This window comes from Bifidobacterium mongoliense DSM 21395 (assembly GCF_000741285.1).
GTDB lineage: Bacteria > Actinomycetota > Actinomycetes > Actinomycetales > Bifidobacteriaceae > Bifidobacterium > Bifidobacterium mongoliense.
The window spans coordinates 93,780-106,103 of sequence record NZ_JGZE01000011.1 but is presented as its reverse complement, the minus strand read 5'-3'; the positions used below and the strand labels follow the sequence as shown (position 1 = coordinate 106,103).

Genomic DNA, 12,324 nt, shown 5'->3' with positions numbered 1-12,324 from the left:
TATAGCAGTCGTGGACTACCGGTCGTCTGGGTTCGTCCGGGTTCGTCCAGGGTCGCGCGTTCGGAGCCGAACAGATGATCAGGCGCGATGCGCGGGCAGGGCGCCAAGGGATACGAGTTCCTCACGTGCCGACTGGGCGTCGGTGAACCTGCTCGCCGGCATGCCGATCGCCCGGGCCCCTTCGACGTTGGCCGCCGTGTCGTCGAAGAACAGGCATCGCGCCGCGTCCAGTCCGAAACGCCGCAGCGTCAGCTCGTAGATGTCCGCATTGGGCTTGTGCATCTTCTCCACGCCCGACACGACGACGCCGTCGAGCAGTTCGGCAAGCCTGGGAAACCGCTCGTAGGCCACGGGGGAATGTTTCGTGGGACCAGTTCGTCAGGCCCCACACGCCGGTGCCTGCGGCGTGCAGGTCCTCGAGCAGCCCGCGCATTCCCGGGACGAGACGGGGCAGGGCATCCCCGTAATGGCGGATGTAGTAGTCGAAGATGCGCGCCATGTCGTCGCCGAATTCATCACGGTACCGGGCGAGCACGTCGGCGAAGTCCTGTCCGCGGTCCATGAGGTCCTCATAATGGAAGAAACCGTACGGGTCGTCATCGGCGCAGATGCGCTCGACGAGGGCATCGGGCAGGTGACCCCGCAGGCACGCGGCGCATTGCCAGTCGATGAGCACGCCGCAGAAATCGAAGACGACGTCGGTGCAGCGGGGGGATGCGGGGGTATCGGTCATGCGTTCATCATCCCAGCAGCCCCGAGACAACGCGGGGGAGGGCCGCGATGAGATCGTGAGCCACGATCGGGTGACCGACGGGCACCTCGTCCATCCCCAGGTCGTCATCCATGTCGCTTCCGACGGCATCGACGGCATCGTCATCGCTCAGGTCGTCGATGTCGACGGCGCCGACACCGAGGCCGGCGTCACTGAGAGCGGCGTTCATCGCGGGCGCCGGAACGGGGATGCGGACGATTGTCGGCTCGCTCCAGCCGCGCTGGCCGCTGCCGCTGGCCAGGGCAGCCGCGCGTCCGTGGATGTAGCAGGCGGCAGCGGCCGCTTCGACGCACGCGTCGGCGTCCTCCTGCAGCTCGCCGTCCTGTTGGGCCAGCAGGGCTCCCATCGTGCCGGCAAGTACGTCCCCCGCACCGGCGGTGCCCAGCCACGCCGGGGCCGCACCCGATACCAGGGTGACGACGCCACCGTCTTCATGATCGCCAACGACGAGGGTGATCGCACCCTTGAGCACCACGGTGGCCCCGGTGATCTCGTGGGCACGCTTCGCCCAGGACCAGGGATCGGCCAACACATCGGCCGCCGACAGGGCCTCGCCGCGCAAGGAGAGCAATGCGGCCAGCTCACCGGCATGGGGGGTGATGACGACCTGGGGCGGCACGCGGGAGGGCAGTATGTCCAGTGCGCCCGCATCCACGCAGATCGGCGGCATGGCATAGCCTGCGGATCCGTTCGCGAACGGGGCGTCACCATCCTCGGCGTCGCCGCCCGGGACCTCATCGTGCAATCCGGCGTCATCCGCGTCGTCGTCGTTTGGATCTGCGTCACGGGGATCGTCCGTGGAGTATTCACCGACATCATAATGGGCCAGAAGCGCCGTGATGATCTCACGCTGGGTGTCGGCATGGGCTTGCGGATCCTGCGCGGAAGGCACTCCGGAACCCACGACCCATGATTCCACGCGCCCTTTGCCGAGCACCGCTTCGGGCACGCGGGTGAGGACCATGTCCTGGACACGGGAGGGACCCATGTAACGCACCATGCCGATATTCGCATGGGCGGCGGCATCGGTCGTCAGCACACCCGCCCCAGGGTACCGGGTCGAGCCGGTGATCAGTCCCGTGACGCCGCGGGAATATTTGGCGTCCTGCAGCCGGGGCAGACGCAGCGATCGTGCGGCGAGGGCACCGTCCATGGCGCGCACCGCGGGATCATGCCCATGCAGGTCGAACCCGAAGTCCGCCAGATACACCGTTCCACAGGCATAGGCGGCCGGCGGCAGCATCGCGCACGGTTTGAGCGCCCCGCACATCACGGTCATATCCGCGGGAATGTATGGCCCCGGCAGGGTACCGTCGTCGACGCCGATGCCCGAAGGGGTGTCCATGGCCACGACCAGCGGCGCATCATCGTCGTCATGCGCCGCATCGCCCATCGCCGGGCGGTCCGGGACACCGCCATCGCGGCCGAGCGCCTTGGCTAGCGCCGCCGGAATGCCGCGCAAAGCCCCGCTTACGCCGATGCCGGTCATCGCATCGATGAGCACATCGGCGTCCTGAGCCAGTCCGATGGCGGTGTGCAGGCGCTCGCCCGCCTCACCGGCGCCGAATCCCGAAGCACAGCCGGGTATGGTCGAGGCCTGATCGAGGACCAACACGCTGCCGCCGGCACGCACGAACGAGGAGAACGCGGCCGCATGCGCGCTTCTGCCCACGGTCACCGCCGTGACCGCCACGCCCTCGCCCAGCAGCCGCGCACCCGCGAGCAGACCATCGCCGCCGTTGTCCCCGGCACCGGCGAGCAACACGACGCCTGCCTCATGGGTGTCGACATCCATATCGTCGAGCAACGCCAGCACGACACGTGCCGCGGCCGCGGCCGCCATGCTCATAAGCGGCACGCCGCTGCGCAACAACGGCGCCTCCATCGCGCGCACCGTCGCCACGTCGAAGGCGGCATGGCGCAAGGCCCGCCGCCGGACTGAATCCCCATGGTGTATCATATCGACCCCTTTGGTTGCGTGCCTTCATTCTAGTCGGCTGCGCAACGAAGGTGCGGCGTGCGGATCCCACCGTCGGGGTGTCCGGTGGCCGGTCTCACTCCTCGGCCACGAGGTCGAGGTATTCGTCGTTCCACAGGTCCTCGTCGCCGTCGGGCATGAGCAGGACGCGCTCGGGATTGAGCGCCTCCACGGCGCCCTCATCGTGGGTCACCAGGATGATCGCGCCCTCGTATTTCGCGATGGCCTTGAGGATCTCGTCGCGAGACACCGGATCGAGGTTGTTCGTCGGCTCGTCGAGCAGCAGGACGTTCGCCCGCGAGGTCACCAAGGTGGCGAGCGCCAGACGCGTCTTCTCACCGCCCGACAGGACACTGGCGGGTTTCATCGCGTCCTCACCCGAGAACAGGAAGCTGCCCAGGATCGAGCGGGCGTGGGTGTCATCGAGCTCGGGGGCCACATGCTGCAGGTTCTCAAGCACCGTGGCGTTGAGTTCGAGGGTGTCGTGCTCCTGAGCGAAATAGCCGATCTTGCAGCCGTGCCCGTAGACGACGTCGCCCGTATCGGCCGTCTCCTCGCCGGCGAGGATGCGCAACGTGGTCGTCTTGCCGGCGCCGTTGTATCCCAGGATCACCACGCGCGACCCCTTGTCGATCGCGAGGTCGATCCCGGCGAACACGATGTTGGATCCGTAGGCCTTCGAAATGCCCTTGGCGGTGATCGGTGTGCGTCCGCACGGCGCCGGTTCGGGGAAGCGGATGTCGGCGACCTTCTCCTTGCGCTCGGCCTCGCTCGTCTGCGACAGGAGTCGCTCGGCGCGACGCATCATGTTCTGCGCGGCGACGGCCTTCGTGGCCTTCGCATGCAGGCGTATGCCCTGCTTCATCAGGCGATCCGCCTTCTTCTCGGCCACCTCGCGCTCGCGGCGTCGGCGCTCCTCGTCGACGACACGCTGGTGCAGATAGGCCTTCCAGCCGAGGGAGTACATGTCGATCGCCCCGAGCTGGGCGTCGAGATGCCACACCTTGTTGACCACCTCGTCGAGCAGCTCCGTGGAATGGGATATCACAAGGAACCCGCCCTCGAAACGCTTGAGATAACCACGGAGCCATTCGATGGAGTCGGCGTCCAAATGGTTGGTCGGCTCGTCGAGAATGAGGGTATCGGCGTCGGAGAAGAGGATGCGTGCCAGCTCGATGCGGCGGCGCTGGCCGCCCGAGAGGGTGCCGAGCTTCTGCTGCATCACGCTCTGGGGCAGGCCGAGGCTGTCGGCCATGGAGATGGCCTGGGACTGCGCGGCGTATCCACCAGCCTTCTCGAAGTCCTGCATGGCTTTGTCGTAGCGGTCCATCGCCTTGGTCATGACATCGGAGTCGGGGCTGGTCATGTCCTTCTCGGCACGACGGAGCCGCACGATGATGGAGGCGATGTCACGCGCGCTCATCATGCGGTCGAGCGCCGTCTGCTCGGGATCGGCCGCATGGGTGTCCTGCGGCAGATAGCCGAGATGGCCGGTGACGCGCACCTGGCCTGATGCGGGGAGCATATCGCCGGTGATCACACGGGTCAGCGTGGTTTTGCCTGCACCGTTGCGACCGACCAGACCGATCTTGTCGCCGCGGACGACATGGAAGTCCGTGGGGTGCAGCAATGTGCGAGCGCCGATTTGAATCTCAAGCCCTTGTCCTTCGATAGCCATGCCCTGCCCAATCGTCCTTCCGTATGATGGCTGTCCGCCGAAGCACGCGACGCCGTGCGCCGCATCCGTCCGGCGTATCGCCGCAATTGTGCGGCCGGAGACCCGGCCGGCACAGAATCCAAACGACCATGATACGCATGGGGTGCGAATCGGACCACGGAACGACCGGAATCGAACAACTGTTCGAACGTTGCCTCGATATGCGGTATCCTGAGCACGATGGATATCGAAGCGGAGGCAGCGGTGACGACAACAGCATCGACGGCGGAACGGCCGGAGCAGGCGGCTCGGGCGAGTATGGACGTGCAGGAGCGGCGCGAGGAGGGCGAGTCGCTCATCGCCGGACTCATCGAACGGGCGCCGCTTGTGGGGGAGAACGGTTCGCTCATAGCGGATATCTCGAAGGTCCCGAACGACATGAAGATCACCGTGCAGGGGGCCCGCGAGCACAATCTCAAGAACGTCGACCTGCAGATACCGCGCAACCGCATGGTCGTGTTCACCGGATTGTCGGGATCGGGGAAATCCTCCCTGGCTTTCGACACGCTGTTCGCGGAGGGCCAGCGGCGCTACGTCGAGTCGCTCAGCGCCTATGCCCGGCAGTTCCTCGGCCGGATGGACAAGCCTGACGTCGACTTCATCGAAGGACTGAGCCCGGCCGTCTCCATCGACCAGAAGACCACGAACCGCAACCCCCGTTCTACCGTGGGCACCATCACCGAGATCTACGACTACCTGCGGCTGCTCTTCGCCCGCACGGGCATCCCGCACTGCCCCGTCTGCGGCGAGCCGGTGAGCTCGCAGACCCCGCAGCAGATGGTGGACAGTCTGTTGCACCTTGCCGAACGCACACGGTTCCAGGTGCTGGCACCGGTGGTGCGTGGCCGCAAGGGCGAGTTCCAGGACCTGCTTGAGCTGCTGCGGTCCGACGGGTACGCCCGTGCCCTGATCGACGGCGAGATGCGTCAGCTGTCCGATGACATCACACTCACGAAACAGAAGAAACACACCATCGAGGTCGTCGTCGACCGTCTGGTCATCAAGGACGGTGTCCGCCAGCGGCTCACCGATTCCATCGAGACCGCGCTCAAGCTCGCCAAAGGGCGCATCGTCGTCGATTTCGTCGACCTCGACGAGCACGACCCCAAGCGGCGCCGTCCGTTCTCCGAACGCCGCGCCTGCCCGAACGGCCACGAACTCGAGATCGACGAGATCGAGCCGCGCACATTCTCGTTCAACGCACCGTATGGCGCCTGCCCCGAGTGCACCGGCATCGGCTACAAACTCGAAATCGACCCCGAACTGGTCATCCCGGACCCCGACAAGAGCCTGGCCGACGGGGCTATCGAGCCTTGGGGCATGACCAAGACCTCGGGCGAATACTACCGGCATGTGCTCGAGGGCCTCGCCGAGGACATGGGATTCGACATGGCGACCCCATGGCGCAAGCTGCCCGAGGCGACACGCCATGCGATCATGTACGGCCATGACTTCAAGGTCAAGGTCTCCTACCGCAACCGCTGGGGACGGCTGCGCGAGTACTCCACGGGATTCGAAGGGGTGGTGCGCACCCTCATGCGCCGCCACGACGAAACCGATTCCGAGCAGATGAAGCAGTACTACGAGTCGTATATGCGCGAAGTGCCCTGCCAGTCATGCCACGGCCGCCGGCTCAAGCCCGAGGTGCTCGCCGTGACCGTAGGGGACCGGTCCATCGCCGAGGTGAGCGAGATGCCGGTCCAACGCAGCCTGCAGTGGGCCACGGACCTGCATCTGGACGGCGCAGCCGCGAAGATCGCCGGCGAGGTGCTCAAGGAGATCCGCTCCCGACTCGGCTTCCTCAACGACGTGGGGCTCAACTACCTCACCCTGGCGAGGGCGGCCAAGACGCTCTCCGGCGGCGAGGCGCAGCGCATCCGCCTGGCCACCCAGATCGGTTCGGGCCTCGTGGGGGTCATGTACGTGCTCGACGAGCCGTCCATCGGCCTGCATCAGCGTGACAACGAACGGCTGATCGCGACCCTGCACCACCTGCGCGACCTGGGCAACACCCTGATTGTCGTCGAACACGACGAGGAGACCATCGAGCGGGCCGACTGGCTCGTGGACATCGGGCCGGGCGCCGGCGAACACGGCGGCGAGGTCGTCTACTCCGGCCCGGCCCGACACCTCGTGGAGGCCAGCCGTTCGATCACGGGGGACTACATCGCCCGTCGGCGTCGCATCGAGGTGCCCGAACACCGCAGGCGCGTGCGCAAGACGAAGCAGCTTAAAGTGGTGGGCGCACGAGAGAACAACCTCAAGGACATCGACGTCAACTTCCCTCTCGGCGTCATGACCTGCGTGACCGGCGTCTCGGGTTCCGGCAAATCGACGCTCGTCAACTCGATCCTGTACCCCGTCCTGGCCAACAAGCTCAACGGGGCCCGCATCGTGCCCGGCAAGCACCGGCGGGTGGACGGGGTCTCCGCCTGTGACAAGGTGATCCACGTCGATCAGAACCCCATCGGACGCACCCCGCGTTCGAACCCCGCGACCTATACGGGGGTCTGGGACAAGATCCGCACGCTGTTCGCCAAGACGCCCGAGGCGCAGGTGCGCGGCTACGGGCCCGGCCGTTTCTCGTTCAACGTCAAGGGCGGCCGCTGCGAGGCGTGCCACGGCGACGGCACGCTCAAGATCGAGATGAACTTCCTGCCCGACGTCTACGTCGAATGCGAGGAATGCCACGGCAAACGCTACAACCGCGAGACGCTCGAGGTGAAGTACAACGGCAAGACCGTCTCCGACGTCCTCGACATGCCCATCGAGGAGGCGGCGCGGTTCTTCAAGGCCTATCCCTCGATCTCGCGCTACCTCGACACCCTCACCCAGGTGGGGCTCGGCTATATCCGCCTCGGCCAGCCGGCGCCCACCCTCTCCGGCGGGGAGTCTCAGCGCGTCAAACTCGCCACGGAACTGCAACGGCGGGCGACCGGCAACACCGTGTACATCCTCGACGAGCCGACCACCGGTCTGCATTTCGAAGACGTGCGTAAGCTGCTCATCGTGCTGCAGGGCCTGGTCGACAAGGGCAACACGGTCATCGTCATCGAACACAATCTCGACGTCGTCAAATCGGCCGACTGGCTCATCGATCTGGGCCCTGAAGGAGGCGACGGCGGCGGAACCGTCGTGGCCGAAGGCACCCCGGAGCAGGTGGCACAGCACAAGGAGAGCTGGACCGGCCGGTTCCTCGCGCCCATGCTGAAGGAGGGTACGCGGCGATGAGCCACGGCGTCTTCGAACGGCACAGCCCGGGTGAATGGCGCAAGACCGCCAAACAACTCGGCGATTCACGCGACCTGTTCAGACCCAAGACCGGCGACATCCCCGCCAAACCAGGCGTCTACAAGTGGAGGGACGCCGAGGGCCGCGTCATCTACGTGGGCAAGGCCAAGAACCTGCGCAACCGGCTGACCAACTACTTCCAGCCGCTGCAGCAGCTGCATCCACGCACCCAGACCATGGTGCTCACGGCACGCAGCCTGGAATGGACGGTCGTCGGCACCGAGCTCGAGGCGCTCACCTTGGAGTACACGTGGATCAAGGAGTTCGACCCCCGGTTCAACGTCGTGTTCCGCGACGACAAGACCTACCCCTACCTCGCCGTCTCCGTGGGGGAGGAGGTGCCCAGGGTGTGGGTGACGCGCAACCGCAAGCGGCATGACACCCGGTACTTTGGCCCCTACGCGAAAGTGTGGGACCTGCGCCATTCCCTGGACATGCTGCTCAAGACCTTCCCGGTGCGCTCCTGCACCCCGGCGGTGTTCAACCGGGCCAAGCTGTCGGGTCGCCCGTGCCTGCTCGCCTCCATCGGCAAGTGTTCGGCACCGTGCGTGGGTCGCATCGGACTCGACGAGCACCGCCGCGACTGCGAGCGGCTGGTGGGCGTGCTGACGGGGCGGCTCGGACCGAGTTTCATCCGCCAGCTCACCCAGGACATGAAGCGGGCGAGCGCAGACCTCGAATTCGAGCGCGCGGCGCGCCTGCGTGATCAGATCGCCATGCTGCGAACCGTCGGCGAACAGAACGCCGTCGTCTTCGATTCCGACACGGACATCGACGTCTTCGGCCTGCGCAGCGACGAACTCGAGGCCTCGATCCACGCGTTCTTCGTCAGGGCGGGATCGATACGGGGGGAACGCAACTGGAGCGTCGAGCGGGTCGAGGACATCGCCGACGCCGATCTCATGGCCGATCTCATCGTGCAGGTGTACACCGATCTGACCAAGGATCGCGACGCCGAACGACCGGCGTTGCCGCTCAACATCCCCTCGCCGCCGCCGACGCCACGGCCCCTGTACCAAGACGCTGCCGTCACGGACGACGCGAACCTCCCGGACGACCGTGACGGCACCGCACAACAGGGGAACGGACGTGATCCTGACGCCAGCATCGACCCGAGCCCGGCGCTGTCCACTCCCGGCACCATCACCATCTCCCAGCAACGCGACGCGGTCGGGTCCACGCAATCCCTGACCGCCACCGACGCCACGGCCCGGGCCCAGGCGACCAGGTCACGGCGCGAACGCCAGGAGCAGACCGGACGCGCCGACCTGCTCGCCCCGATATCCCCGGTGCCACCGGAGATCATCGTGCCCGTCGAGCCCGCGCACCGGGCCCAGCTCGAACAGTGGCTGCGCGGCCTGCGCGGGGCCAACGTCGCCATCCACGTCGCGAGCCGGGGGGAGAAGCACACCCTCATGGAGCGCGCCAACGAAAACGCCGCGCAGGCCCTGCAACGCAGCAAGATGAACCGCATCGCCGACCTGGGCGCCAGGACCGAGGCCATGAACGACGTCGCCCGGGCCCTGGGGCTCAAACAGGCGCCGTTACGCATCGAATGCTACGACATCTCGAACACGATCGGCGGCGCCTTCCAGGTCGCCTCCATGGTGGTGTTCGAGGACGCCGTGGCCCGAAAATCCGAATACCGTCGTTTCGCCATCCGCGGCGAGGACGGCAAGGGGGCGCTCGACGATCTGAGCGCCATGTACGAGACGCTGACCCGACGGTTCAAGCACGGCAATATAGCCGGTGATTCCGGTGAGAGCATCGGACACGGGGGGTCGGCGCCCGAACCGCGGCGTGCCAACGGTGGCCCGGCGGCGATCGGCACGGCGAAAGCCGCCGCATCGCCCAGCGTGACCAGTGACGGCACAACCGGGAACGGCACAACCGGCACAGTCGCTGCCGGCACCGGAGTTGTCAGCCACGGGAATGAGCGCACAGAGCGATCCACAGCGGACGACCGGAGGCGAGGCCACGGCGCGGAACTGGGCGACAGAGTGGTGGCCCAGAACGCCGCCCCGCATCACTTCGCTTACACCCCGAACCTCATCGTGGTGGATGGCGGCAGGCCCCAGGTCCTGGCGGCGGCCCGCGCGTTGCACGACAGCGGCGTGCACGATGTGGCCGTATGCGGTTTGGCGAAGCGTCTCGAGGAGGTGTGGGTGCCCGATGACGAATACCCGATCATCCTCAAACGTCAGTCCGAAGGCATGTATCTGTTGCAGCGGGTCCGCGACGAGGCGCACCGGTTCGCCATCACCTACCACCGTCAGGTGCGCAGGAAGGGATCGCTGCGATCGGCGTTCGATGACATACCGGGCATCGGCATCGCCTACCAGAAACGGCTCCTGGCCGCTTTCGGCTCCGTCAGGGAGTTGCGTAAGGCGAGCGTGGAGGACCTCGAGCGGGTCGACGGCATCGGCCGCAGCCGGGCCGAGACGATACATCAGGCATTGCATCGCGCCGAGTAGCATGGGGCCGGTGGAGACCACGGCTCTGGATGCCGTGGGGAGAGGAGCGCGTCATGCCCATTGACGAAAACCGTCGTTGCGCCGTGCTGGGCAAGCCGATTGGGCATTCGTTGTCCCCGGTCCTGCATCAGGCCGCGTACCGGGTGCTCGACCTGAGGGGATGGCGCTACGATCGCATCGAAATGGACGAGGATGGGCTGCCCGCCTTCCTGTCGGCGCTTGATGACGGGTGGGCGGGGCTGAGCCTGACCATGCCCCTCAAACGCACCGTCATGACTCTTGGCACCCCATGCGATCGATGGAGCAGCGAACTGCGCGTGGCAAACACCGTGGTCCTCGGAGGGGATGATGGGCCGCTCCTGTTCAACACCGATGTCGACGGGATTCGTCTGGCCCTGTCCCATGCCCGGGAACACAGCCGGGGGAGCGTACAACCGGTCGGCGATCGCCTTGACGTGGTCATCCTCGGCAACGGCAACACCGCCTTGTCCGCCTTGGCCGCCGTCAGCATGATGGCACGCGACCTGCATGTCGTCGTCGCGGCGCGGCATCCCGAATCGAGGACGACGCTGCGCGACTTCGCACGGCAGCGCTCGGACCGGATGACGCTGGAAACGACGGTGCTGGACGGGTCACTACGATGCATCGCCGAAGCCGATATTGTCATCAGCACCCTGCCCGCCCATGCGGCGGACCCCCTGGCCCGGCGCGTCGCCCCTGAGACGACCGGGAATGTGACCGCACAGGACGGAACGGCTCCCCTCACACCGAAGCGCGGCGCGATGCTGCTGGACGTGGCATACGACCCCCATCCCAGCCTGTTGGGCCACAGGTGGTCGCAGGCCGGCGGCCTGAGCATTGGCGGCGAGGAGATGTTGCTGTATCAGGCGATCGGTCAGGTGCATCGTATGACGGCGACGAGTCGCGGCGGGGATCCGAGAACCGTGTCATGGCCCCGGGAGGGATTCTCACCGACGGATGGGCACGAGGTCGACGTCGTACTGGAGAATGCAATGAGAACAGCGTTATGGGAGGCAATGTGAGCATGGCGGATGCAGGGAAGGAACGCGGCACCGGAGCGGTGCGGCGTGGCGAGCGGCCCGACGACCCGAAACCGGCCGATGAATTCGAGGTGCTCCTCATCACGGGCATGAGCGGGGCGGGGCGATCGCGCGCCGCGGACAGCGTGGAGGACATGGGCTGGTATGTGGTCGACAACATGCCGCCGAAACTGCTCGTACCGCTGGTGGACATGATGACGGCGTCCGCTTCCAAGGTCCACCGGCTCGCCGCCGTCATCGACGTGCGGTCACGCAGCTACTTCGACGATCTTTCGGCCGTGCTCAGCCATCTCGACGATCTGGGCGTCAAGACGCGCATCCTGTTCCTCGACGCCAGCAACGAGGTCCTCATCAAGCGCTACGAATCGGTACGACGCCCGCATCCCCTGCAGCATGGCAACCGCCTCATCGACGGCATCATGGAGGAGCGGGAGCTGCTGTCCAACCTCAAGGAGCGCGCCGATTCGGTCATCGACACCTCCAATCTGAGCATCCACCAGCTCTCGACGACGTTGTACGAAGCGCTGCTCGGTTCGGGTCCTTCAACCGTCGCCGTGCATATCTTCAGCTTCGGATTCAAATACGGCGTCCCTCTGGACGCGGATTTCGTGGCCGATGTCCGGTTCCTGCCGAACCCCTTCTGGGTACCCAACCTCCGTGAACTCAACGGTCAGGACGCCCCGGTGAGCGACTACGTCCTCGGCAGCGAGGGGGCCACGGAGTTCCTCGACGCCTACGAGAAGGCCGTGCTCATCGCGATACGAGGGTACGCCCGCGAGGACAAGCATTTCGTGACGATAGCGATCGGATGCACCGGCGGCCAGCACCGCTCCGTGGCCATGAGCGACGCACTCGCGAAGCGGCTGCGCAAGCATGGCCTATCCGTGACCGTATCGGCGCGGGAACTGCATCGGCGACAGCATCCGGACGTCGCATGAAGAACGTGGGCGGGGTCGGAGCGTGAGATAATCATGTTCGTATGCTGGATGCTTACGATGGTCTTGTCCAACACATTCGATATCACAGAAAGC

General features: G+C 66.1%; 6 protein-coding genes and 1 pseudogene. 4 read left to right on the top strand and 3 right to left on the bottom strand.

Annotated elements, in window-relative coordinates; genetic code table 11:
• Positions 1–78: 78 nt before the first annotated feature.
• From BMON_RS05350 to BMON_RS05340, 3 genes and pseudogenes are all read right to left on the bottom strand, one after another.
• Positions 79–733 (bottom strand): annotated as a pseudogene (locus BMON_RS05350) (HAD family hydrolase).
• A 7-nt stretch (positions 734–740) separates the two neighbouring features.
• Positions 741–2,732, bottom strand: a complete 1,992-nt coding sequence (locus BMON_RS05345; RefSeq protein WP_051917916.1) for a bifunctional ADP-dependent NAD(P)H-hydrate dehydratase/NAD(P)H-hydrate epimerase — start codon at positions 2,730–2,732, stop codon at positions 741–743.
• 94 nt (positions 2,733–2,826) lie between these two features.
• Positions 2,827–4,428 (bottom strand): ABC-F family ATP-binding cassette domain-containing protein, encoded by a 1,602-nt coding sequence (locus BMON_RS05340; protein WP_033512139.1) that lies wholly within the window; start codon positions 4,426–4,428, stop codon positions 2,827–2,829.
• A 297-nt stretch (positions 4,429–4,725) separates the two neighbouring features.
• Here BMON_RS05340 and uvrA point away from each other — a divergent pair, with 297 nt between their 5' ends.
• The 4 genes from uvrA to rapZ are packed head-to-tail and all read left to right on the top strand — an operon-like array spanning position 4,726 to position 12,231.
• Complete coding sequence (gene uvrA, locus BMON_RS05335; protein WP_033512137.1) at positions 4,726–7,698, top strand: excinuclease ABC subunit UvrA; 2,973 nt, start codon at positions 4,726–4,728, stop codon at positions 7,696–7,698.
• A complete protein-coding gene (gene uvrC / locus BMON_RS05330) occupies positions 7,695–10,232 on the top strand; it encodes an excinuclease ABC subunit UvrC (RefSeq protein ID WP_033512136.1) in 2,538 nt (845 codons plus the stop codon). Before uvrA ends, uvrC begins: the two co-directional genes overlap by 4 nt.
• 53 nt (positions 10,233–10,285) lie before the next feature.
• Positions 10,286–11,275, top strand: coding sequence for a shikimate dehydrogenase family protein (locus BMON_RS05325; RefSeq protein WP_033512134.1), 990 nt, complete (start codon positions 10,286–10,288; stop codon positions 11,273–11,275).
• Positions 11,276–11,277: 2 nt separating this feature from the next.
• Positions 11,278–12,231, top strand: coding sequence for an RNase adapter RapZ (gene rapZ / locus BMON_RS05320; protein WP_237745346.1), 954 nt, complete (start codon positions 11,278–11,280; stop codon positions 12,229–12,231).
• Positions 12,232–12,324 lie beyond the last annotated feature (93 nt).